26 protein-coding genes and 1 tRNA gene are annotated in these 23,859 nt (G+C 39.3%); 23 read left to right on the top strand and 4 right to left on the bottom strand.

The features are described from left to right. Positions 1 to 59: 59 nt before the first annotated feature. The gene (locus tag HMPREF2877_RS07720; protein WP_002884817.1) at positions 60 to 842 is read right to left on the bottom strand and encodes a protein-ADP-ribose hydrolase; all 783 of its coding nucleotides are present in this window, start codon (positions 840 to 842) and stop codon (positions 60 to 62) included. Positions 843 to 1,036: 194 nt separating this feature from the next. Between HMPREF2877_RS07720 and trxA the strand changes: the two genes are divergently transcribed. The 5 genes from trxA (at position 1,037) to rsmA (ending at position 4,224) form a co-directional block, all read left to right on the top strand. Then, the gene (gene trxA / locus HMPREF2877_RS07715; protein ID WP_014632572.1) at positions 1,037 to 1,351 is read left to right on the top strand and encodes a thioredoxin; all 315 of its coding nucleotides are present in this window, start codon (positions 1,037 to 1,039) and stop codon (positions 1,349 to 1,351) included. Positions 1,352 to 1,410: 59 nt separating this feature from the next. After that, on the top strand, positions 1,411 to 1,842 hold the full coding sequence (locus HMPREF2877_RS07710) for a CoA-binding protein (protein WP_014635075.1): 432 nt from the start codon (positions 1,411 to 1,413) through the stop codon (positions 1,840 to 1,842). A 53-nt stretch (positions 1,843 to 1,895) separates the two neighbouring features. Further along, complete coding sequence (locus tag HMPREF2877_RS07705; RefSeq protein WP_014632573.1) at positions 1,896 to 2,672, top strand: TatD family hydrolase; 777 nt, start codon at positions 1,896 to 1,898, stop codon at positions 2,670 to 2,672. Further along, positions 2,665 to 3,225 carry a ribonuclease M5 gene (gene rnmV, locus HMPREF2877_RS07700; protein ID WP_013991215.1) on the top strand — a complete coding sequence of 187 codons (561 nt, stop codon included), beginning with the start codon at positions 2,665 to 2,667 and terminating at the stop codon, positions 3,223 to 3,225. The genes HMPREF2877_RS07705 and rnmV overlap by 8 nt, the downstream gene beginning before the upstream one ends. A 126-nt stretch (positions 3,226 to 3,351) precedes the next feature. Continuing rightward, entirely contained in the window at positions 3,352 to 4,224 is an 873-nt protein-coding gene (gene rsmA, locus HMPREF2877_RS07695; protein ID WP_049527628.1) for a 16S rRNA (adenine(1518)-N(6)/adenine(1519)-N(6))-dimethyltransferase RsmA, read from the top strand. Positions 4,225 to 4,263: 39 nt separating this feature from the next. Here the strand turns inward: rsmA and HMPREF2877_RS07690 are convergent. Continuing rightward, a tRNA-Leu gene (locus tag HMPREF2877_RS07690) sits at positions 4,264 to 4,346 on the bottom strand. Positions 4,347 to 4,482: 136 nt separating this feature from the next. Between HMPREF2877_RS07690 and rsgA the strand changes: the two genes are divergently transcribed. From rsgA to HMPREF2877_RS07610, 15 genes are all read left to right on the top strand, one after another. Then, positions 4,483 to 5,355 carry a ribosome small subunit-dependent GTPase A gene (gene rsgA, locus HMPREF2877_RS07685; protein ID WP_014632574.1) on the top strand — a complete coding sequence of 291 codons (873 nt, stop codon included), beginning with the start codon at positions 4,483 to 4,485 and terminating at the stop codon, positions 5,353 to 5,355. Positions 5,356 to 5,362: 7 nt separating this feature from the next. After that, complete coding sequence (gene rpe, locus HMPREF2877_RS07680; protein WP_013991212.1) at positions 5,363 to 6,022, top strand: ribulose-phosphate 3-epimerase; 660 nt, start codon at positions 5,363 to 5,365, stop codon at positions 6,020 to 6,022. Then, positions 6,015 to 6,647 carry a thiamine diphosphokinase gene (locus HMPREF2877_RS07675; protein ID WP_013991211.1) on the top strand — a complete coding sequence of 211 codons (633 nt, stop codon included), beginning with the start codon at positions 6,015 to 6,017 and terminating at the stop codon, positions 6,645 to 6,647. The genes rpe and HMPREF2877_RS07675 overlap by 8 nt, the downstream gene beginning before the upstream one ends. A gap of 1 nt (position 6,648) precedes the next feature. Further along, positions 6,649 to 7,923, top strand: a complete 1,275-nt coding sequence (locus HMPREF2877_RS07670) for a DNA recombination protein RmuC (protein ID WP_045771680.1) — start codon at positions 6,649 to 6,651, stop codon at positions 7,921 to 7,923. Further along, positions 7,913 to 8,854 (top strand): 3'-5' exoribonuclease YhaM family protein, encoded by a 942-nt coding sequence (locus tag HMPREF2877_RS07665; RefSeq protein WP_041817284.1) that lies wholly within the window; start codon positions 7,913 to 7,915, stop codon positions 8,852 to 8,854. Before HMPREF2877_RS07670 ends, HMPREF2877_RS07665 begins: the two co-directional genes overlap by 11 nt. Positions 8,855 to 8,947: 93 nt before the next feature. Further along, positions 8,948 to 9,763 carry a pur operon repressor gene (gene purR, locus HMPREF2877_RS07660; RefSeq protein ID WP_049527624.1) on the top strand — a complete coding sequence of 272 codons (816 nt, stop codon included), beginning with the start codon at positions 8,948 to 8,950 and terminating at the stop codon, positions 9,761 to 9,763. 227 nt (positions 9,764 to 9,990) lie between these two features. Then, entirely contained in the window at positions 9,991 to 10,404 is a 414-nt protein-coding gene (rpsL, locus tag HMPREF2877_RS07655; RefSeq protein WP_002884809.1) for a 30S ribosomal protein S12, read from the top strand. Between the two features lie 18 nt (positions 10,405 to 10,422). Beyond that, positions 10,423 to 10,893: a 30S ribosomal protein S7 gene (gene rpsG, locus HMPREF2877_RS07650; RefSeq protein WP_002884746.1), complete on the top strand. Its 471-nt coding sequence runs from the start codon at positions 10,423 to 10,425 to the stop codon at positions 10,891 to 10,893. Positions 10,894 to 11,105: 212 nt separating this feature from the next. After that, positions 11,106 to 13,187 carry an elongation factor G gene (fusA, locus tag HMPREF2877_RS07645; RefSeq protein WP_002884537.1) on the top strand — a complete coding sequence of 694 codons (2,082 nt, stop codon included), beginning with the start codon at positions 11,106 to 11,108 and terminating at the stop codon, positions 13,185 to 13,187. A gap of 187 nt (positions 13,188 to 13,374) precedes the next feature. Next, positions 13,375 to 14,388: a type I glyceraldehyde-3-phosphate dehydrogenase gene (gene gap, locus HMPREF2877_RS07640; RefSeq protein WP_013991208.1), complete on the top strand. Its 1,014-nt coding sequence runs from the start codon at positions 13,375 to 13,377 to the stop codon at positions 14,386 to 14,388. Between the two features lie 422 nt (positions 14,389 to 14,810). Beyond that, positions 14,811 to 16,010 (top strand): phosphoglycerate kinase, encoded by a 1,200-nt coding sequence (pgk, locus tag HMPREF2877_RS07630; protein ID WP_070579478.1) that lies wholly within the window; start codon positions 14,811 to 14,813, stop codon positions 16,008 to 16,010. A 188-nt stretch (positions 16,011 to 16,198) separates the two neighbouring features. Beyond that, positions 16,199 to 16,702 (top strand): FUSC family protein, encoded by a 504-nt coding sequence (locus HMPREF2877_RS07625; RefSeq protein ID WP_002884568.1) that lies wholly within the window; start codon positions 16,199 to 16,201, stop codon positions 16,700 to 16,702. 173 nt (positions 16,703 to 16,875) lie between these two features. Beyond that, a complete protein-coding gene (locus HMPREF2877_RS07620) occupies positions 16,876 to 17,250 on the top strand; it encodes a MerR family transcriptional regulator (protein ID WP_004183576.1) in 375 nt (124 codons plus the stop codon). A 48-nt stretch (positions 17,251 to 17,298) separates the two neighbouring features. Further along, positions 17,299 to 18,642 (top strand): type I glutamate--ammonia ligase, encoded by a 1,344-nt coding sequence (gene glnA / locus HMPREF2877_RS07615; protein ID WP_070579476.1) that lies wholly within the window; start codon positions 17,299 to 17,301, stop codon positions 18,640 to 18,642. Between the two features lie 186 nt (positions 18,643 to 18,828). Further along, complete coding sequence (locus HMPREF2877_RS07610; RefSeq protein WP_049553485.1) at positions 18,829 to 19,461, top strand: CHAP domain-containing protein; 633 nt, start codon at positions 18,829 to 18,831, stop codon at positions 19,459 to 19,461. 101 nt (positions 19,462 to 19,562) lie between these two features. On the opposite strand, the gene rnjA is transcribed toward HMPREF2877_RS07610, so the two are convergent. Then, positions 19,563 to 21,245, bottom strand: coding sequence for a ribonuclease J1 (gene rnjA, locus HMPREF2877_RS07605; RefSeq protein ID WP_070579474.1), 1,683 nt, complete (start codon positions 21,243 to 21,245; stop codon positions 19,563 to 19,565). 4 nt (positions 21,246 to 21,249) lie between these two features. Beyond that, complete coding sequence (locus HMPREF2877_RS07600) at positions 21,250 to 21,480, bottom strand: DNA-dependent RNA polymerase subunit epsilon (RefSeq protein ID WP_002947111.1); 231 nt, start codon at positions 21,478 to 21,480, stop codon at positions 21,250 to 21,252. A 261-nt stretch (positions 21,481 to 21,741) separates the two neighbouring features. On the opposite strand from HMPREF2877_RS07600, the gene tsaB reads away from it, so the two are divergent. Genes tsaB through tsaD form a run of 3 tightly spaced genes read left to right on the top strand, consistent with a single transcriptional unit; the run spans position 21,742 to position 23,856 of the window. After that, a complete protein-coding gene (gene tsaB, locus HMPREF2877_RS07595; protein WP_049553487.1) occupies positions 21,742 to 22,428 on the top strand; it encodes a tRNA (adenosine(37)-N6)-threonylcarbamoyltransferase complex dimerization subunit type 1 TsaB in 687 nt (228 codons plus the stop codon). Beyond that, the gene (rimI, locus tag HMPREF2877_RS07590; protein WP_049553488.1) at positions 22,388 to 22,843 is read left to right on the top strand and encodes a ribosomal protein S18-alanine N-acetyltransferase; all 456 of its coding nucleotides are present in this window, start codon (positions 22,388 to 22,390) and stop codon (positions 22,841 to 22,843) included. Before tsaB ends, rimI begins: the two co-directional genes overlap by 41 nt. Next, entirely contained in the window at positions 22,843 to 23,856 is a 1,014-nt protein-coding gene (gene tsaD, locus HMPREF2877_RS07585; protein ID WP_049553489.1) for a tRNA (adenosine(37)-N6)-threonylcarbamoyltransferase complex transferase subunit TsaD, read from the top strand. Before rimI ends, tsaD begins: the two co-directional genes overlap by 1 nt. The last annotated feature ends 3 nt before the right edge of the window (positions 23,857 to 23,859 follow it).

Below are 23,859 nucleotides of genomic sequence, written 5' to 3'. Positions count from 1 at the left end.
ACTTCTGAGGACTTTGTCTTCAATCTGAAAGAAGAAAATCATTTTGATTTTCTTCTTTTTTATTCAGCAAGGAGTTTTTGATAAATTGCTAAATTTTCATCATCAAATACGTTAAATATGACTTTTTTTATTATACTTGACTCATTAATAAAGGTTTTGACTGTTTGAATGGCGATTTTGGCAGCTTTTTGTTTTGGAAAATTGAAATCCCCAGTTGATAGACATGGAATAGCAATTGATTCAATGTTATTTTTCTCGGCTAGTGCTAATACTGAGAGATAGCTTTTTGCTAAAAGATCCTCATCAATTTGTGTCGGTTGGTCTACTATTTTCGGACCTACTGTATGAATGACAAAAGCAGAAGGAAGGTTGTAAGCTGGAGTGATTTTAGCCATACCAACGGGTTCTTCATATCCTTGTTCTAAGATGAGTTCGAAACAAGCTTGGCGTAACTGAACACCTGCATATGTATGAATAGCATTATCTACACAATCATGGAGTGGTTTCATACATCCTAGTAAGGTTTTATTGGCTGCATTTACGATTGCATCTACTTCAAGTCTTGTAATATCACCCTTCCAGAGGTAGATTCGATCATCTTGAGGGATGGGCTGGAGTGAACTGAGTTGTACAAATCCACGTTCCCCTTTCCTAACTTGTAGGTAAAGATCTTGTATTGTCAAGAATTGTGTTGATGCTGCCATTGGTTTACGTGTATTAAAGAGGGCTCTGAGAAGCTTTTGCTTTTCCTCGAGTTCTTCTGGGATAATCAAATCATGTAATTCTAGATTTTCTTTTTTGAGTTCACCTATGAGATAGGTAATCATTGCATCTTTATCCATATTTACTCATTTCTATTTTTTTAGTTTTTTATTATTATACTCCCAAGATAGGCTGTGAGCAAGTGATGTCTATGATAGGCAATGACTAATATTTGATAAGAATTTTTTATGTATGTGTCAAATTCTTGCAATGGCCTTTAGAATCATATAGAATAGGTCTACAAAAGTTTTATAATGTCTAGGAGGATGAATATATGACACAAGTAGTAATAGATGCTACATTTGAACAAGAAACAGCTGAAGGGCTAGTTTTGATTGATTTTTGGGCAACTTGGTGTGGGCCTTGCTTGATGCAAGCACCAATTCTTGAGCAACTTTCTGAAGAAATTTCAGAAGATGAACTTAAGATTGTTAAAATTGATGTTGACGAGAACCCAGAAACAGCTCAGAAGTTTGGAATTATGTCTATCCCAACTTTACTCTTCAAAAAAGATGGTGAGGTTGTTAAGCAAGTTGCAGGTGTACATACAAAAGAACAAATTAAAGCTATCGTTGCAGAGCTTAGCTAACTAATCGTCACAGTCCCGTTTAGGGATTTTTATTTTATTCGAACGACAAGGAGAGTCTTATGTCTTATTCATTTCAAAATCCTAGTGCTGAGGTTATAGAGTCTTATCTAAAATCAGCAAAGACGATTGCAATTGTTGGTTTATCTCATCGTAAGGAGGCAGCATCTTATCAGGTTGCTCATTTTCTACAGGCTGCTGGTTATCGTATCATACCAGTAAATCCTAAACTAGAAGGTCAGGAGCTTCTGGGAGAGCATGTTTATGCTTATCTTAAAGATATTCCATTTTCGATTGATATTGTTGATGTATTTAGACGAAGTGAGTTTTTACCAGATGTTGCTTATGATTTTCTTGAGACAGATGCAAAAGTTTTTTGGAGTCAAATTGGTCTTGAGAATGAGGAAGCTGAGACTATTCTTCGTCAAGCGAATAGACAGGATATTGTAATGAATCGTTGTACAAAGATTGAATATATGCGACTCTTTGTTTAATAAAATGAAAAGGTGAGTGAGCTATGCTCGCTCGTTTTTGTTATAATAGACCTATGATTGAAATTTTTGATACGCATACCCATCTTAATGTGGATAATTTTGCAGGAAAAGAACAAGAAGAAATAGATTTTGCAGCTGAACTAGGTGTTATTAAAATGAATATTGTTGGTTTTGATAAGCCAACAATTGATAAATCTTTAGCACTATCAGAGAAGTATGATCAACTATATAGTACGATTGGATGGCATCCTACGGAAGCAGGGTCCTATTCTCAGGAAATTGAGGATATGATTGTATCACAATTGGATAATCCGAAAGTAGTGGCACTTGGGGAAATCGGTTTGGATTATTATTGGATGGAAGATCCTAAAGAGATTCAGATTGATGTCTTTAAGCGTCAAATAGCTTTGTCAAAGGAATACAATCTACCTTTTGTTGTCCATACACGTGATGCACTTGAGGATACTTACGCTGTTATTAAAGAAGTTGGTGTTGGTCCTCGTGGGGGGATTATGCACTCATACTCAGGATCCTTAGAAATGGCTCAAAAATTTGTTGATCTTGGAATGATGATTTCATTTTCAGGTGTTGTAACTTTTAAGAAGGCTTTGGATGTTCAAGAAGCTGCTCAGAAGTTACCTTTAGATAAGATTCTGGTTGAAACGGATGCACCGTATTTGGCACCTGTTCCCAAACGTGGTCGAGAGAATCGTACAGGCTATACACGTTACGTAGTAGACAAGATTGCTGAGCTTCGTGGCTTAACAAGTGAAGAGGTTGCTAGGGCTACTTATGATAATGCGATGAGGATTTTTGGTCTGGATGAATAAAATAAAAATTCAAGAAGTCATCGTGGTAGAAGGTAAGGATGATACGGCAAATTTGAGACGTTTTTATGAGGTGGATACCTATGAGACTAGAGGCTCTGCTATCAATGAAGACGACTTAGAGCGTATCAATAAGCTTAATGACTTACGCGGAGTGATTGTTTTCACTGATCCAGACTATAATGGTGAACGTATCCGTAAAATCATCATGGAAGCTGTTCCGACAGCAAAGCATGCTTTCTTAAACCGTGGGGAAGCAACACCAAAATCTAAGACTAAAGGTCGTTCATTGGGTGTTGAGCATGCGAGTTTTGAGGATCTTCAAAAGGCCTTATCTGGAGTTCTAGGTAGTTACGATGATGATAATCAGTTTGATATTAGTAAATCAAATCTTATGAAGTTAGGACTACTAATGGGAGCAGATAGCCGAAAGCGTCGAGAATATTTGGGTGAGGCACTTCGTATTGGTTACTGCAATGGCAAGCAGCTTCTAAAACGTTTGGAATTGTTTGGAATTACTTTAGAGGAGCTGGAAGAGGCTATGTCAAATTACTAGACTACCAGTAATCTTAAAATCAAATCGCTACTAAGTAGCTTATTATAGAGGTTGGGATAGTTAAGGATTTGGACTTGTTTTGTGTCCAAATATAAAAATCGTGAAATTAACAAGAAAAGAGAATAAATGAGAATTGCAGATTATAGCGTGACCAAGGCTGTCCTTGAACGCCATGGCTTTACCTTTAAGAAGTCTTTCGGACAGAACTTCTTAACAGATACAAATATTTTACAAAAAATTGTTGATACGGCAGAGATTGATAAAAATGTCAATGTAATCGAAATTGGACCTGGTATCGGAGCATTAACAGAATTCTTGGCTGAAAATGCTGCGGAAGTTATGGCATTTGAAATTGATGATCGATTGGTTCCGATTTTAGAGGATACATTACATGATCATGATAATGTTAACGTGATTAATGAAGATGTTCTCAAGGCAGATTTGCAGACACGGGTAAAAGAATTTAAAAATCCAGAACTACCAATTAAGGTTGTAGCCAATTTGCCATATTATATTACGACGCCAATCTTGATGCATTTGATTGAGAGTAAGATTCCTTTTGCAGAATTTGTTGTTATGATGCAAAAAGAAGTCGCTGACCGCATTTCTGCAGAGCCTAATAGCAAGGCCTATGGTTCTCTATCAATTGCCGTTCAGTATTATATGACCGCTAAAGTGGCGTTCATTGTCCCTCGTACAGTCTTTGTACCAGCACCTAATGTTGACTCAGCCATTTTGAAGATGACGCGTCGTGAACAACCGTTGGTTGAAGTTAAAGATGAGGATTTCCTTTTCCGAGTGGCTAAGGCTAGCTTTGTCCATCGTCGTAAGACATTGTGGAATAATTTAACAAATCATTTTGGTAAATCTGAAGAAGTAAAATCCAAACTTGAGAAGGCATTGGAAATTGCAGATATAAAACCTTCTATTCGTGGAGAGGCTTTATCTATTTCTGATTTTGCACATTTATCAGATGCTTTGAGAGAAGCAGGCCTATAATTCAAAAATCCCACTGAATCTCAGTGGGATTATTAGTTATGCGGAGAAAGGGATTTGAACCCTCACGCTTGAAAAAGCACATGCGCCTGAAGCATGCGTGTCTGCCATTCCACCACCTCCGCAGATGATATGCCTATTATACTGCAATCTATTGAAAATGCAAGGAGGCCCATGGGAAATGGAAAATCCGTTTTTTTGTTCCAGAAAAGCTTTCTAATTTGTGATATAATAGGGCTATTAAACGAATGAGGAGTTCACTTGCAAGGAAGAATTATCAAAGCACTGGCAGGTTTCTATTATGTAGAGCATGATGGTGTTATATACCAGACGCGTGCACGAGGAAATTTTAGAAAAAAAGGACAAACACCTTATGTTGGAGATTTTGTTGAATTTTCAGCAGAGGAAAATTCAGAAGGTTATATCCTTAAAATTGGTCAACGAATCAATAGTTTAGTGCGTCCACCCATTGTCAATATAGATCAGGCTGTGGTTATTATGTCTGTTAAGGAACCGGATTTTAACTGTAATCTTTTGGACCGTTTTTTGGTTCTACTAGAGCATAAAAATATAAAGCCTGTAATCTATATTTCTAAGATGGACTTGGTTGAAGATGATTCAGAAATGAAAGCCATTCAAAAACAATATCAAAGAATTGGTTTTGATTTTATCTTCAGTTTGGAAGAACTATTGCCGCTCTTGACTGATAAAATAACAGTCTTTATGGGACAGACGGGTGTTGGAAAATCAACCTTGTTGAACCGTATTGCCCCACAGTTACATTTAGAAACAGGTGAGATTTCAGACAGTTTAGGTCGTGGACGTCATACTACAAGGGCTGTAAGTCTTTATGACGTTCATGGTGGGAAGATTGCTGACACACCAGGATTCTCTTCGCTAGATTATGAAGTGGATAATGCAGAGGACTTGAGTGAAGCTTTTCCGGAAATTCGTCAAGCTAGTCATGGTTGTAAATTCCGTTCTTGTACTCATACCCATGAGCCTTCTTGCGCTGTTAAGGAAGAGGTTGAAAATGGCCAAATCTGGCAAGTCCGTTATGATAATTACCTTCAATTTCTAAGTGAAATTGAAAATCGTCGTGAAACATATAAAAAAACTGTAAAAAGAAAGTAGGTCTCTCATGTCATATAAAATTGCTCCTTCTATCCTAGCTGCTGATTATGCTAATTTTGCTTCAGAACTAGCTCGTATTGATGCATCAGGTGCGGAATATGTTCACATTGATATTATGGATGGTCAATTTGTTCCTAATATCAGTTGGGGAGCAGATGTGGTTGCTAGTATGCGTAAACATAGCAAGTTAGTTTTTGATTGTCACCTTATGGTTGTTGATCCTGAGCGTTATGTGGATGCCTATGCACAAGCTGGTGCAGATATCATGACCATTCATGTTGAAGCCACTAGGCATATCCATGGTGCCCTCCAGAAAATCAAAGTTGCTGGTATGAAAGCAGGTGTTGTGATTAATCCTGGAACCCCAGTTGAGGCACTTATTCCTGTACTTGATTTAGTGGATCAAGTACTTATCATGACTGTAAATCCAGGTTTTGGTGGTCAGGCGTTCATTCCAGAAATGATGTCTAAAGTAGAGCGCGTTGTGGAGCTTCGCGAAAAAGGTGGCTATTCATTCGATATTGAAGTTGATGGTGGTGTAGATAATAACACTATTGCAGCATGTGCCAAGGCGGGGGCTAATGTTTTTGTCGCGGGCTCTTACCTCTTCAAAAATCCTGATTTGACAGCGCAAGTTCAAACGCTTCGTGATGCTATCGATGCCTAAAATAGCTTTATTTGTCGGTGGTGAGCTAGAGTGGTTCACTACCGATTTTGATTATTTTGTTGGGGTGGATCGTGCGTGCTTACGTTTGTTGGAGTTAGGTTTACCTATTGATTTGGCTGTTGGAGACTTTGATTCAGTATCTCGGTCAGAGTTAGAGATGATCCAATCAGCTACCAAAGATTGTATGATTGCTCCGGCTGAAAAGGATGACACGGATACAGAGTTAGCCCTAAAAATTACATTTCAGTTATATCCTGAGGCGGAAGTAACTATTTTCGGTGCTTTTGGTGGCAGAATTGATCATATGTTATCAAATATATTTTTGGTCAGCGATCCTGAATTAGCTCCTTTTATGAGGCGTATCTGTTTGCGAGATAAGCAAAATAAGATTACTTATTATCCAGAAGGAAGTCATAAAGTTTTACCAGAACCTGGAATGACATATGTTTCTTTTTTACATGAGGGTGATGGAGAACTGACGATTTTGGGAGCAAAATACGAATTAACTAGTATGAATTATTTCCAGAAGAAAATCTATTCTAGCAATGAATTCGTTGATGGTCCAATTCAAGTGATTGTGCCAAATGGATATGTGATTGTCATCCAGACTAAAGATAGGAGTTAGTATGATCTATCTACTTACACTTTTAACTTTATTAAGCTTGGGGATTCTTATTGTTCTTTTCTTGAAGAATATGGAGTTAAAAGAACAGATTAATAAGAGTTTGGAAGAAAATGCAGATAATCTTTCAGATCAAGTTTCGTTTCAATTGGAAAGTTTTGCTAAGACAAACCAACTGGAAACGACAAAGCAATTGAACCAATTGCAGATGGAACTATATCAACAGTTGACAGATATCCGAGAGGTTTTACATCAAAATTTGTCTGATAATCGAGACCGTTCTGACCAACGTCTTGAGCAAATAAACCAAAGCTTAACCAAAGCTGTTAAAGATATGCAGGATTCCAATGAGAAACGTTTGGAACAAATGCGTCAGACAGTTGAAGAGAAACTTGAGCAAACCTTACAAACACGTTTACAAGCCTCTTTTGAGACGGTTTCAAGACAATTAGAGTCTGTTAATCAGGGCTTGGGGGAAATGAAAAATGTAGCCAAGGATGTTGGAAGTCTTAACAAGGTCCTTTCAAATACAAAAACACGAGGTATTCTGGGTGAGCTTCAATTAGGACAAATTATTGAAGACATATTGACTGTTAATCAGTACGAGCGAGAATTTCCTACGGTATCAGGTTCAAGTGAACGAGTTGAATATGCAATCAAAATGCCAGGAAACCATAAAGATGAATATATCTACCTTCCCATTGATTCTAAGTTTCCTTTGGAAGATTACTATCGTCTGGAAGATGCTTATGAGTCTGGTAATAAAGAGGAGATTGAGAATCACCGTAAGTCACTTTTGACTAGTATTAAGCGATTTGCAAAGGATATTAACAAGAAGTATCTTAACCCACCTGAAACTACAAATTTTGGCATATTATTTTTGCCGACGGAAGGGCTTTATGCTGAGGTAGTACGCCAACCAGCCTTCTTTGACGCCCTTCGTCGTGAGGAGAATATTGTTATCGCAGGGCCGTCAACCTTATCAGCACTCTTGAATTCATTGTCTGTAGGTTTTAGAACTTTGAATATTCAAAAGAATGCGGATGATATTAGTAAGATTTTAGGTAACGTCAAACTAGAATTTGGCAGGTTTGGAGATATGTTAGCTAAAGCTCAGAAACAATTGAATACAGCGAGTAAAACAGTCGATAGTCTTCTCAACACAAGGAGTAGGGCAATTGTTAGAGCTCTTGATACAATTGAAACCTATCAAGACAGTGCGACACAAAGTTTGTTGGATTTACCACGATTAGAAAACGAGGATAAGCATGAAGATTAATCAAATGAAAAAAGACGAGTATTTTGAAGGTTTTTATCTGATTAAGCGTGCAGAGGTACGTAAGACAAGAGCAGGAAAGGATTACATTGCCTTTACATTCCAGGATGATACTGGAGAGATTTCAGGAAACCTATGGGATGCTCAGCCTTATAATGTCGAAGAATTTACCACAGGTAAAGTAGTGCATATGGAGGGCCGTCGAGAGGTTTATAATAATACTCCTCAGGTAAACCAAATTACCTTACGCTTGCCTACATTTGGTGAGCCAAATGATCCGGCTGATTTCAAAGAGAAACCACCAGTAAATCCTTCCGAAGTACGCGAATACCTAGAGCAAATGATTTTCAAGATTGAGGAAGCAACTTGGCAGCGTGTTGTTCGTGCCCTTTATCGAAAGTATAATAAAGAGTTCTTCACTTTTCCAGCTGCTAAAACAAATCATCATGCTTTTGAAAGTGGACTAGCCTATCATACAGCTACTATGGTTCGCCTAGCGGACAGCATTGGAGATATTTATCCAGAGCTCAATAAGAGCCTACTCTTTGCCGGAATTATGCTTCATGATTTGGCTAAGGTTATTGAACTTACTGGTCCTGAAAATACTGAGTATACGGTTCGTGGAAACTTAATTGGTCATATTGCTTTGATTGATGAAGAAATCACTAAGGTGCTCATGGAGCTCAATATTGATGATACGCGTGAGGATGTCGTTGTTTTGCGTCATGTCATTCTCAGCCACCACGGACAACTAGAGTATGGTAGCCCAGTGCGACCTCGTATTATGGAAGCAGAAATTATTCATATGATTGATAATCTTGATGCCAGTATGATGATGATGACGACAGCCCTTAATCTAGTAGGTCCAGGAGAAATGACAAATCGTCTCTTTGCTATGGATAATCGTTCTTTCTACAAGCCAAAATTTGATTAAAATCGAAATTAAGCGAGCATTTTATATGAAAATGTTCGTTTTTTGCTGTATTATGGTATAATAGTTAAAAAGTACAGAAAATATAGGTAACATATGAAATTAAAACGAAGTGAGCGCATGGTAGTGATTTCAAACTATCTGATTAATAATCCTTATCAATTGACAAGCCTCAACACCTTTGCAGAGCGTTATGAAGTTGCAAAGTCTTCAATCTCAGAAGATGTTGCTATCATTAAAAAAGCTTTTGAGGAAAGTCAAATAGGAGAAATCGAAACAGTAACGGGTGCATCTGGTGGCGTTATGTTTACACCAACTATTTCTGATGAAGATGCAAGAAGTCTGGTTGAAGATCTTTGTAAGCGTCTTTCCGAGAGTGATCGTATCTTACCAGGTGGTTATCTCTACCTATCTGATTTATTGAGTACACCGTCTATTTTGAAAAATGTTGGTCGTATCATTGCCAGTGCCTTTAAAGGACAAAAAATTGATGCCGTTATGACAGTTGCAACCAAAGGAGTTCCTTTAGCAAATGCAGTAGCAGATGTCTTGAACATTCCATTTGTTATCGTTCGTCGTGACTTGAAAATTACAGAAGGTTCAACCGTATCGGTAAACTACGTTAGTGGTTCAAGTGATCGTATTGAAAAGATGTTCCTTTCAAAACGTAGTTTGAAACCAAATAGCCGCGTCCTTATTGTTGATGATTTTCTTAAAGGTGGCGGTACCATTACAGGTATGATTAGCTTGCTTTCAGAATTTGATAGTGAGTTAGTAGGTGTAGCTGTATTCGCAGAGAATGCTAAAGGCGATCGTGATATCCATGAATATAAATCATTACTTACTGTTTCTGACATCGATGTAAAAGCACAGAAGGTAGAAGTTGAAGTCGGTAATATTTTTGATAAATAATTAATCTACGATAGTATTCCTAATTTAACGATTAGGAATTTTTCTTTTTAACAAGAAAGTCTTGACAATAATCATCAAAAAATGATACTATATTAGACGGTACTTTTTACTTTTGGTCTCTCAAAAGTGTACAGAGACGTGCTGACATAAGTTGCAAAAGTACACACAGATATGGGCTGTCACCAAGTGCCATATCAACCAAAAATAAAAAACACAGGAGAATGTAGATGCCTACAATTAACCAATTGGTTCGTAAACCACGTCAATCAAAAGTTGTAAAATCTAAATCACCAGCTTTGAACGTTGGTTACAACAGCCACAAAAAAGTTCAAACTAACGTATCTTCACCACAAAAACGTGGTGTTGCAACACGTGTTGGAACAATGACACCTAAGAAACCTAACTCAGCCCTTCGTAAATTCGCTCGTGTACGTTTGAGCAACCTTATCGAAGTTACTGCTTACATCCCAGGTATCGGACACAACCTCCAAGAACACAGCGTTGTTCTTATCCGTGGTGGACGTGTAAAAGACCTTCCAGGGGTACGTTACCACATCGTCCGTGGTGCACTTGATACTGCAGGTGTAGCTGATCGTAAACAAAGCCGTTCTAAATACGGTGCTAAACGTCCTAAAGGATAAGAAGGGAGATAAGATAAAATGAGTCGTAAAAATAGAGCGCCTAAACGCGAAGTATTGGCAGATCCATTGTACAATTCAAAAATCGTTACACGTCTTATCAACCGTGTAATGCTTGACGGTAAACGTGGTACTGCTGCAACAATCGTATACGATGCTTTCGAGCAAATTAAAGAAGCAACTGGAAACGATGCTCTTGAAGTATTTGAAACAGCTATGGACAACATCATGCCTGTACTTGAAGTACGTGCACGTCGTGTCGGTGGTTCAAACTACCAAGTCCCAGTTGAAGTTCGTCCAGAACGTCGTACAACTCTTGGTCTTCGTTGGTTGGTTAACGCATCACGTGCGCGTGGTGAACACACTATGAAAGATCGTCTTGCAAAAGAAATCATGGATGCTGCAAACAACACTGGTGCATCAGTTAAGAAACGTGAAGATACTCACAAAATGGCTGAAGCAAACCGTGCCTTTGCACACTTCCGCTGGTAATCATAAGTTTCAAGCTGAATTACAGTCATATATTCATAAGCTAAGATTATGGATTTGTAATAGGCTGACTCTGAATTCAAATAATATTATTCATATCATTTGAAAACCAGTTAAATATTAGTGAAAAAACGGGTAGGTCCTGCCTATCCGTTTTTTGACAATAATGTTATAATAAATAAGTAAACTAAAATATTTATAGGAGAATGAACCTAATGGCACGCGAATTTTCACTTGCAAAAACTCGTAATATCGGTATCATGGCCCACGTCGATGCCGGTAAAACAACTACAACAGAGCGTATCCTTTACTACACTGGTAAAATCCACAAAATCGGTGAAACTCACGAAGGTGCATCACAAATGGACTGGATGGAGCAAGAACAAGAACGTGGTATCACAATCACATCTGCCGCTACAACAGCACAATGGGATGGTCACCGCGTTAACATCATCGATACACCAGGACACGTGGACTTCACAATCGAAGTACAACGTTCACTTCGTGTATTGGATGGTGCCGTAACCGTTCTTGACTCACAATCAGGTGTAGAACCTCAAACTGAAACAGTTTGGCGTCAAGCAACTGAGTATGGTGTTCCACGTATCGTATTTGCCAACAAAATGGATAAAATCGGTGCAGACTTCCTTTACTCAGTAAGCACACTTCACGATCGTCTTCAAGCAAACGCACACCCAATCCAATTGCCAATCGGTGCTGAAGATGATTTCCGTGGTATCATTGACTTGATTAAAATGAAAGCTGAAATCTATACTAATGACCTTGGTACAGATATTCTTGAAGAAGATATTCCAGCTGATTACGTTGATCAAGCAAACGAATACCGTGAAAAATTGATCGAAGCAGTTGCTGAAACTGACGAAGATTTGATGATGAAATACCTTGAAGGTGAAGAAATCACTAACGAGGAATTGAAAGCAGCTATCCGTCGTGCAACAATCAACGTTGAATTCTTCCCAGTTCTTTGTGGTTCTGCCTTCAAGAACAAAGGTGTTCAATTGATGCTTGATGCGGTTATCGATTATCTTCCAAGTCCACTTGATATCCCTGCAATCAAAGGTATCAACCCAGATACAGACGAAGAAGAAACTCGTCCAGCATCTGATGATGAGCCATTTGCAGCTCTTGCCTTCAAGATCATGACTGACCCATTTGTAGGTCGTTTGACATTTATCCGTGTTTACTCAGGTATCCTTCAATCAGGTTCATATGTAATGAACACATCTAAAGGTAAACGTGAACGTATCGGACGTATCCTTCAAATGCACGCTAACAGCCGTCAAGAAATTGAACAAGTATACGCTGGTGATATCGCTGCTGCTATCGGTTTGAAAGATACTACAACTGGTGACTCATTGACTGATGAAAAAGCTAAAGTTATTCTTGAGTCAATCGAAGTTCCAGAACCAGTTATCCAATTGATGGTTGAGCCTAAGACTAAAGCTGACCAAGATAAGATGGGTATCGGTCTTCAAAAACTTGCCGAAGAAGATCCAACATTCCGTGTTGAAACTAACCCTGAAACTGGTGAAACAGTTATCTCTGGTATGGGTGAACTTCACCTTGATGTCCTTGTTGACCGTTTGAAACGTGAACACAAAGTTGAAGCAAACGTTGGTGCTCCACAAGTATCTTACCGTGAAACATTCCGTGCTGGAACACAAGCACGTGGATTCTTCAAACGTCAATCTGGTGGTAAAGGTCAGTTTGGTGATGTTTGGATTGAATTTACTCCAAATGAAGAAGGTAAAGGTTTCGAATTCGAAAATGCTATCGTCGGTGGTGTGGTTCCACGTGAATTCATCCCTGCAGTAGAAAAAGGATTGGAAGAATCTATGGCTAACGGTGTCCTTGCTGGATACCCAATGGTTGACATCAAAGCTAAGCTTTACGATGGTTCATACCACGATGTCGATTCATCTGAAACTGCCTTCAAGATCGCTGCATCTCTTGCACTTAAAGAAGCTGCTAAGACTGCACAACCAACTATCCTTGAACCAATGATGCTTGTAACAATCACTGTTCCTGAAGAAAACCTTGGTGACGTTATGGGTCACGTTACAGCTCGTCGTGGACGTGTTGATGGTATGGAAGCACACGGTAACAGCCAAATCGTTCGTGCATATGTTCCACTTGCTGAAATGTTCGGTTATGCAACAACACTTCGTTCTGCAACTCAAGGTCGTGGTACATTCATGATGGTATTTGACCACTATGAAGATGTTCCTAAATCAGTTCAAGAAGAAATCATCAAGAAAAATTCTGGTGAAGCTTAATTAGAACTTATAAAGTTAAGGTACTTATGAAAGTAAGTGCCTTTTCTATTTGCAATTTTTTGAAAAAAATTATATAATATGACTGTTGAAAGGTTGAATTGAAAGCGCTCAAGTTAATCTTTTCACAATAGGGAGAGCTTGCTCTCAAAATTATATTTATTTGATTTTCATAAGGAGGAAATCACTAATGGTAGTTAAAGTTGGTATTAACGGTTTCGGTCGTATCGGTCGTCTTGCTTTCCGTCGTATCCAAAACGTAGAAGGTGTTGAAGTTACACGCATCAATGACCTTACAGATCCTACAATGCTTGCACATTTGTTGAAATATGACACAACTCAAGGTCGTTTCAACGGAACTGTTGAAGTAAAAGAAGGTGGATTTGAAGTTAACGGTAAATTCGTTAAGGTTTCTGCTGAACGTGATCCAGAACAAATTGACTGGGCTAGTGACGGTGTAGAAATCGTTCTTGAAGCAACTGGTTTCTTTGCAACTAAAGCAGCTGCTGAAAAACACTTGCACGCTAATGGTGGTGCTAAGAAAGTTGTTATCACTGCTCCTGGTGGAAGCGATGTTAAAACAATCGTATTCAACACTAACCACGATACACTTGATGGTACTGAAACAGTTATTTCAGGTGCTTCATGTACAACTAACTGTTTGGCACCAATGGCTAAAGCATTGCAAGATAACTTTGGTGTTAAACAAGGTTTGATGACTACTATCCACGGTTACACTGGAGACCAAATGATCCTTGATGGACCACACCGTAAAGGTGATTTGCGTCGTGCTCGTGCTGGTGCTGCTAACATCGTTCCTAACTCAACTGGTGCTGCTAAAGCTATCGGTTTGGTTATCCCTGAATTGAACGGTAAACTTGACGGTGCTGCTCAACGTGTTCCAGTTCCAACAGGTTCTGTAACTGAGTTGGTTTCAGTCCTTAACAAAGAAGTAACTGTTGATGAAGTTAACGCAGCAATGAAAGCAGCTGCTAACGAATCTTACGGTTACACTGAAGATCCAATCGTATCTTCTGACGTTGTTGGTATGTCATTCGGTTCATTGTTTGACGCAACTCAAACTAAAGTTCAAACTGTTGATGGACATCAATTGGTTAAAACTGTGTCATGGTACGACAATGAAATGTCATACACTTCACAACTTGTACGTACTCTTGAATACTTCGCAAAAATTGCTAAATAATTCAATAGTATATTAAGAAGAGCTTAGGCTCTTCTTTTTTTGTACAGAAAATAAGGCTCTTTTGAAGCAAGTTAAAGGGCGTTTCAAAAACTGCAATGGCAAATTGCAAACTGGCTAATAGGATTAAACGTGTCCATAGTGAGACTGAGGTTTGGTTAATATAGGAAACGAGAGTTTGTTTAAAGGTAAGAAAGAAGAAAAGAGGAATAAGTGTAAGTATGAGGATTATATGTAAATCCTGATCAGCTTTTTTCTGAATTTTATTTAGTTGTTTTTTCATTGTTATTCTGCCTTTCTATTTTGATTATATGGTAGATGTACTTGTACTAGTAATAAGCTAGAAATCCTTCTGATTTTGCTATCTCTTTTAGGTATTTTGTGATATAATGAAAACGTATTAAAAAATTAAGGAGTCTGATCAAATGGCTAAATTGACTGTTAAAGATGTTGACTTGAAAGGGAAAAAAGTTCTCGTTCGTGTTGACTTCAACGTTCCTGTAAAAGACGGTGTGATCACTAATGATAACCGTATCACTGCTGCTCTTCCAACAATCAAGTATATCCTTGAACAAGGTGGACGTGCAATCCTCTTCTCTCACCTTGGACGTGTAAAAGAAGAAGCTGACAAAGAAGGTAAATCACTTGCTCCTGTAGCTGCTGACTTGGCTGCTAAATTGGGTCAAGACGTTAAATTTATCCCAGGAGTTACACGTGGCGCTGAATTGGAAGCAGCTGTTAACGCTCTTGAAGATGGACAAGTTCTCTTGGTTGAAAACACTCGTTTTGAAGATGTTGATGGCAAGAAAGAATCTAAAAATGATCCTGAACTTGGTAAATACTGGGCATCACTTGGAGATGGTATCTTCGTAAACGATGCATTCGGTACAGCTCACCGTGCACACGCATCTAACGTTGGTATCTCAGCAAACGTTGACAAAGCTGTTGCTGGTTTCCTTCTTGAAAACGAAATTGCTTACATCAAAGAAGCAGTTGAAACTCCAGAGCGTCCATTCATAGCTATCCTTGGTGGTTCTAAAGTATCTGATAAGATTGGTGTTATCGAAAACCTTCTTGCAAAAGCTGATAAAGTTCTTATCGGTGGTGGTATGACTTACACATTCTACAAAGCACAAGGTATCGAAATCGGTAACTCACTTGTAGAAGAAGATAAACTTGATGTTGCTAAAGCTCTTCTTGAAAAATCAAACGGTAAATTGATCTTGCCAGTTGACTCAAAAGAAGCTAATGCATTTGCTGACTACACTGAAGTTAAAGACACTGAAGGTGAAGCAGTAGACCCAGGTTTCCTTGGTTTGGATATCGGTCCTAAATCAATTGCTGAATTCGATAAAGCCTTGACTGGTGCGAAAACAGTTGTATGGAATGGTCCTATGGGTGTATTTGAAAACCCTGACTTCCAAGCTGGTACAATTGGTGTGATGGACGCTATCGTGAAACAACCAGGCGTTAAATCAATCATCGGTGGTGGTGACTCAGCTGCCGCAGCAATCAACCTTGGACGTGCAGATAAATTCTCATGGATCTCTACTGGTGGTGGTGCTTCTATGGAACTTCTTGAAGGTAAAGAACTTCCAGGATTGGCTGCACTTACTGATAAATAAGTCTATTAGAATGGAAAGAGTTGGGAAACCAACTTTTTTTTTGTGTTATCTCATTGAGTATTTGATAGAGGCTAAAACTATTATTGGGAAGTAAGTTTCTCTCAAAAAATTGCGATCATTAGTTTGAACTTTGTGGCATAATACTGTAGAAGTAGCCAAAAGTTTCATAATCATGTTAAAATAGTAAAATGGGATTGAAATTTGAACCGAAAAAATTTAAATTTGGTATGCGTACACTTAAGACGGGGATTGCTGTCTTTCTAGTTTTAGGTCTTTTTTCCGCTTTAGGCTGGGAAGGGCTTCAGATTGGTTGTTTGACAGCAGTCTTTAGTCTTCGAGAAAACTTTGATAGAAGTATTCAGTTTGGTAAATCACGTATTTTTGCGAATACGGTTGGAGGGCTTTTGTCTCTATTATTTTACTTTGTGAATATGTGGTTTAATCATTCAGTTTGGGTGACTTTGCTATTGGTTCCAATTTTGACAATGCTGACGATTGTCATTAATGTGTCCTTTAATAATGCATCTGGTGTTATTGGAGGGGTGGCTGCACTTCTGATTATTACCTTGTCTATTCCACCTGATAATACCTTTACTTATGTTATTGCTCGAGTCTTTGAAACTTTCTGTGGAGTCTTTATAGCAATCCTTGTCAATTATGATTATGATTGGTTACTTAAACACTTAAAATAAGAATGATAGGGTTCTATTGAACTCTATTTTTTATGTTTTTTTGATAAAATCCTTAAATTAGAGCGAATACATAATGTAATGTTCGGGAATTGCTTATTGTGTAAGAAAAAGTAACATAAACTGTTGACATGTAGAAATATTCAGAATATAATTGTTAGGAAAGGAGGATGATCATGGCAAGAGAGAAAGAATTAAGGCGTTCTCTAGCTGTTTTTCCGATTGGTACAGTTATGAAATTGACGGATTTAACTGCTCGTCAAATTCGTTACTATGAAGATCAAGGTTTAATTCAACCTGAACGTACAGCTGGAAATCGTCGGATGTACTCATTAAATGATATGGATCGTTTATTGGAAATCAAAGATTTTTTGGATGATGGTTACAATATTGCAGCGATTAAGCATGAGTACGAAGAACGTGAAGTTCGTGCCCAACAAAAACAAGCGGCTTTAACAGATGCGGACGTTCGACGTATCTTGCATGATGAACTCCTTCAGCAAGGCCGTTTTACGACCCCGTCACAACAATTTGGTAACTTGCGTATCTAATTACGCTTTGAACTTTTATTTTTGGTTTTTATAAAGGAGACCCCTATTATGGCAATCACAGCAGCTGATATTCGTCGCGAAGTCAAAGAGAAGAATGTTACTTTCTTGCGTTTAATGTTCTCTGATATTCTTGGTGTTATGAAGAACGTTGAAATTCCTGCGACAGATGAACAGTTGGATAAGGTACTTTCAAATAAAGCTATGTTTGATGGTTCATCAATCGAGGGATTTGTTCGTATCAACGAATCTGATATGTATCTTTACCCAGATCTTGATACGTGGACAGTTTTCCCTTGGGGTGATGAAAATGGTGCAGTAGCTGGTCTTATTTGTGATATCTATACCTCTGCAGGTGAACCATTTGCCGGTGACCCTCGTGGTAACTTGAAAAAGGCTTTGCGTCATATGGAAGAAGTTGGTTATAAATCATTTAACCTTGGACCAGAACCAGAATTCTTCCTTTTCAAATTAGATGAACAAGGTAATCCTACGCTTGAAGTTAACGATAAAGGTGGTTATTTTGACCTTGCACCAACTGACCTTGCAGACAATACACGTCGTGAAATCGTTAATGTCTTGACAGAAATGGGATTTGATGTTGAAGCATCTCACCACGAAGTGGCGGTTGGTCAACATGAAATCGACTTCAAGTATACAGATGTTTTGAAGGCTTGTGATAATATCCAAATTTTCAAATTGGTTGTTAAGACAATCGCTCGTAAACATGGTCTTTATGCGACATTTATGGCGAAACCTAAATATGGTATTGCTGGTAGCGGTATGCACTGTAACATGTCTCTCTTCACTGAAGAAGGAAATGCATTCTTTAATCCAGAGGATCCACGTGGTATGCAATTGTCTCAAGATGCTTACTACTTCCTTGGTGGTTTGATGAAACACGCATACAACTATACTGCAATTATTAACCCAACAGTTAACTCTTACAAACGTTTGGTTCCTGGATACGAAGCTCCTGTATATATTGCATGGGCAGGTAGCAACCGTTCACCATTGATCCGCGTTCCTGCGTCTCGTGGTATGGGTACACGTTTGGAATTGCGTTCAGTAGACCCAATGGCAAACCCATACTTGGCACTTGCTGTACTTTTGGAAGCTGGTCTTGATGGTATTATCAACAAGATTGATGCTCCAGATCCGGTTGAAACAAACATTTACTCAATGTCTCCTGAAGAACGTAAAGAAGCAGGTATTATTGATTTGCCATCAACACTTCGTAACGCTCTTAAAGCATTGGAAACAGATGAAGTGGTTCGTCAAGCTTTGGGTAATCATATCTATACAAACTTCCTTGATGCGAAACGTATGGAATGGGCAAGTTATGCTACCTTTGTTTCACAATGGGAAATTGATAACTACTTGGACATTTATTAAGAAATTAAATTTGAAAATCAGGTTATGCCTGGTTTTCTTTTTCTTCTAAATTCATTAAGTTCTTGGACAAATTACGTAGTTTTAACTGAGCTGTTTTCTTTTGTCATATTTCTTTATTCCCCCTTAATCGCATTAAAATATGAGAGTGTTAAACTAATTTTATATTAATCTTATTCAGGGGGAAATATGAAAACTACAAAAAAAGCTGCTTTGGCAGCAGCCTCAAGTGCATTATTGCTCGGTCTTACAGTCGCACAAACAGTTAATGCTGATACTTATACAGTTCAAAATGGAGATTCATTCTTCGGGATTGCTAGTCAGTATGGTGTAGATCCTTACCAATTAGCAGCTGAAAATGGCATGACTATTTGGTCAACAATTGTTCCTGGTGGAAGCTTGGAAGTTTCAGGTGCTACGACAGCAGTTGAGGAAACAACAGCAGCTTCTTCTTCAGAGGTAGCAACTACTGATTCAGATGCTACTTGGAATCGTTATCCAGTTGGTCAATGTACATGGGGTGTTAAGGAAGTCGCTCCATGGGCAAGTAACTGGTGGGGTAATGGTGGCGATTGGGCAGGAAGCGCTGCTAGCCAAGGTTATGCTGTAGGTTCAACACCTGTGACAGGATCAATTGTATGTTGGACTGATGGTGGTTATGGTCACGTTGGTTATGTAACACAAGTTGGTCAAGATGGTCAAATTCAAATTTTGGAGTCAAATTATCAAGGTCAACAACAAATCAATAACTATCGTGGTTGGTTTGACCCACAAAACTCAACTACACCAGGTTCAGTATCTTACATTTATCCAGGTGCATAAAATGAAAAAAAAGCGCTTATAGCACTTTTTTACTTGCTAGAATGGTGTGCTCTAGACTGGATTTAAACTTAAAAAATGGTAGCTAGATGGCTACCATTTTTTTATTTATCAGGTGTGAGAATCATTGGAATAATGATTGGTTCACGTTCTGTCTTTTCATATAAGAATGGGCGTAAAGCATTGACGATAGCTCCGTTAACGGATTGGATGCTAGCATCCTTATTCTTAAGAGCGATACGAATAGCATTGAATAGAATGCGTTGGCTTTCACGGATAAGATCGCCAGATTCACGCATATAGATGAAGCCACGGCTGAGGATGTCTGGACCGGCTAGAATCATCTTAGACTTGAAGTCGACAGTTGCTACGGCAAGTACGACACCATCTTCAGAGAGATTACGACGGTCACGAAGAACGGCAGCTCCGATATCCCCAATACCATTACCATCAACATAGATATCTTGAGCATTGAAGTGACCTGCACGACGCGCAGAGTCTTTTGTTAGGGCTAAGACATCACCATTTTCCATGATAAAGATATTATCTTTTGGAACACCACAATCAACAGCAAGGCCTGCGTGGACTTTCTGCATGCGGTATTCACCGTGAACAGGCATGAAGAATTTTGGTTTAATCAAACGAAGCATGAGTTTTTGCTCTTGTTGACCACCGTGTCCAGAGGTATGGATATTGTTGATTTTACCGTGGATAACATCAACCCCAGCTTCTTGGATGGTATTAATCAAGCGGTTAACGCTGGTTGTGTTCCCTGGGATAGGGCTAGACGAGAAGATAACGGTGTCACCAGGTTGTAGTGTCACTTGGCGGTGCATACCATTGGCGATACGAGCAAGAGCTGCCATAGGCTCACCTTGAGAACCAGTACACATGATAAGAATCTCACTGGCATGATAGTTCTTCATCTCACTAGGGTCAATAATAGTTCCTTTTGGAACTTTGATGTAGCCTAGTTCAACCCCATTGACAATGGCTTTTTCCATAGAACGTCCGAAGACAACAATCTTACGGCCAGTTTTTACAGCGGCTTCGGCAGCTTGTTGCAGACGGAAAATGTTTGAGGCAAATGAGGCGAAGATAATACGTCCGTGAATGCCTTCAATGATTTTCATGATGGATTGGCCGACGACCTTCTCAGAATTAGTGAAAGTTGGTACTTCGGCATTGGTTGAGTCTGAGAGGAGGCAAAGAACCCCTTCCTCACCAAGCGCAGCCATACGGTGAAGGTCTGCTGGCTCACCAACTGGAGTAAAGTCGAACTTAAAGTCACCGGTACATACAATCTTACCTTGTGGCGTATGGATGACGATACCGAGAGGTTCTGGAATTGAGTGAGTTGTACGGAAGAAGGTCACACTCATGTTTTTGAAAGTAAGCTCTGTATTAGCATTAATTTCATAGAGTTGCGCATCACGAAGTAGTCCGTGTTCTTCCAATTTTCCTTTGATAAGTGCAAGAGCAAGTGGTCCTGCATAGATTGGGATATTTGCCTGTTTAAGAAGGAAGGGAATACCACCAATATGGTCTTCGTGACCGTGAGTAATGACAAGAGCCTTTACGCGGTCAACGTTTTCAACGATGTAAGAATAGTCTGGGATAACATAGTCGATACCGAGAAGATCATCCTCGGGGAATTTAATACCTGCATCGACAATGATAATTTCATCTTGGTATTCAATACCATAGGTGTTTTTACCGATTTCCCCCAAACCACCAATCGCATAAACCCCAACTTCTTCAGGTTTTAGATTGATTTTTGATGTCATGGTCTTAGAACTCCGTTACTTCAAAAACGCCTGTTTCTTTCTCGTATTCAAGAGCTTTTTCTGAGAGGAGCTCAATGAATTCGATGTTGTAGGCAGTGTTTTTTTCGATGATTTGGCGAGCTTGGATACGGCCCTCAAGTTCAGTTTCTGCATCAATATCTAGGTAGAGTGATTTTGTCTGTTCGCGGCGTGGACTGCGCTCTTTAGTTTCTTGGTAAAAGACTTTATAAATCATGGTTTTCCTTTCTTTCCAAAAGGCTCTGCCATTCTATAAAAAAACCGGTCAAGTTAATCTTTCTGTGATTTACTTGACGTTATGATATTCACTTTTATGAGTAATAGCTAGTAGCCTTGATTCGTTTAACAATTACTATTATTGTACCATAAGATAAGGGCTAGATAAAGAAAATGGCGGAAAAAGTTGGAAAATGTTCGTTTCTGGGAAACAGTGACTTGTGTTATAATAGAAAAGCATAAAAGGAAACAAGGAAAAAAGATGAAAATATTAGCATTTGATACCTCTAGCACTGCTTTATCAGTAGCTTTGTTGGAAGATGAAAAACTGGTTGCAGAGTCAACTGTCACAGTAAAAAAGAACCACAGTATTAGTCTGATGCCCACCATCGATTTTTTAGTTGCTCAGGCAGGCTGGCAACCAGCTGATTTGGAACGTATTGTGGTTGCACAGGGGCCTGGATCCTATACGGGTCTTCGTGTGGCTGTCGCAACTGCCAAGACCTTGGCTTACGCTCTTGACATTGATTTGGTAGGAGTTTCAAGTCTACAGGCACTGACAGACCTTTCGGTTGACGGTATTGTGGTTCCTATCATGGATGCTCGTCGTAATAATGTTTACGTTGGTTTTTATGAAAATGGTCAAGCCCTCGTCCCTGATTGCCATGCAGCTTTTGTCGATGTTCTTGAGCAGGCTAAAGTTTATGAAAAGGTGACATTTGTGGGTGAAGTAGCTAATTTTGCGGATCAGATTAAGGAAAGTCTCCCAGAGGCAACTATCTTGTCAAGTCTTCCATCAGCTCAGCTGATTGGACGTTTAGGCTTATCCTTGCCTTCTGTTGATGTGGATGCCTTTGTTCCACATTACTTGAAACGGGTTGAGGCCGAGGAAAATTGGCTTAAGACGCATGAGGAGACTAACCGTGACAACTACATCAAGCGCGTCTAGATTGAGTAACCAAGAGCAAGCTCAACTGATTTATCGGATTTTGTCGGATGTTTATGACAAATCTCCGTGGACGATAGAACAAGTGGTAGCGGACTTGGCTTTGGATACGACGGAGTATTTCTATGTTTATGATCAGGAAGAAGTTGTTGGTTTTTTAGCCCTTCAAAATTTGGTGGGTGAGCTTGAGGTGACCAATATCGCCGTTTTAAAAGCTTATCAGGGGCGTGGTTATGCTAGTCAGCTGATGAAGCATTTGGAAGAGCGTAGTGAGCCTATATTTCTAGAAGTAAGGGCTTCAAATCAAGTCGCTCAGGCACTTTATAGAAAATTTGGTTTTGAAAGTCTAGGAATTCGGAAAAATTATTATCATGAGCCTCAAGAAGATGCAGTTATCATGAGGCGAGAGGAAGTCTAATGGCAGATAGATATATTTTGGCAGTGGAGAGCTCATGTGATGAGACTTCAGTTGCCGTTTTGAAAAATGAGAAAGAACTTTTAAGTAATATTATTGCCAGTCAGGTGGAAAGCCATAAACGTTTTGGTGGTGTTGTTCCTGAGGTGGCTAGCCGTCACCATGTGGAAGTGGTAACTCTTTGCATTAAAGATGCCCTTTCTGAGGCGGGAATTACTGCTGAACAACTAGATGCTGTAGCAGTAACCTATGGTCCTGGTTTGGTCGGGGCGCTCTTGGTCGGGATGGCAGCAGCTAAGGCCTTCGCTTGGGCACATGGGTTGCCTTTGATTCCAGTTAATCATATGGCTGGGCATCTTATGGCAGCGCGTGAGGTTCAAGAATTGGAATATCCCCTCTTAGCACTTTTGGTGTCTGGGGGACACACAGAGTTGGTTTATGTGTCAGAACCGGGAAATTACAAGATTGTTGGTGAGACACGTGATGATGCAGTTGGTGAAGCCTATGACAAGGTCGGGCGTGTGATGGGTTTGACCTACCCAGCTGGGCGTGAAATTGATGAATTGGCTCATAAAGGGAAAGATGTTTATGATTTTCCACGTGCTATGATTAAGGAAGACCACTTGGAGTTTTCATTTTCAGGCTTGAAGTCAGCCTTCATCAATTTGCACCATAATGCGGAGCAAAAGGGTGATGTTCTAATTAAAGAAGACCTTTGTACTTCTTTCCAAGCTGCTGTGTTGGATATTCTTTTAGCTAAGACAAAGAAAGCTTTGGAGCGCTACCCTGTCAAGACACTTGTTGTTGCAGGAGGTGTGGCAGCCAATCAGGGATTACGTGAGCGCTTGGCTGAAGAAATTACAGATGTAGATGTGGTTATCCCGCCTTTACGTCTCTGTGGTGACAATGCTGGCATGATTGCTCTAGCAGCAGCTATTGAATGTGATCAAAAACATTTTGCTGAGTTGGACTTGAATGCAAAACCAAGTCTAGCCTTTGCAGGATTTGAAGAATAAGAA

Source organism: Streptococcus sp. HMSC072D03, assembly GCF_001812855.1.
Lineage (GTDB): Bacteria > Bacillota > Bacilli > Lactobacillales > Streptococcaceae > Streptococcus > Streptococcus salivarius_D.
This window is presented reverse-complemented; position numbering and strand designations above follow the sequence as displayed.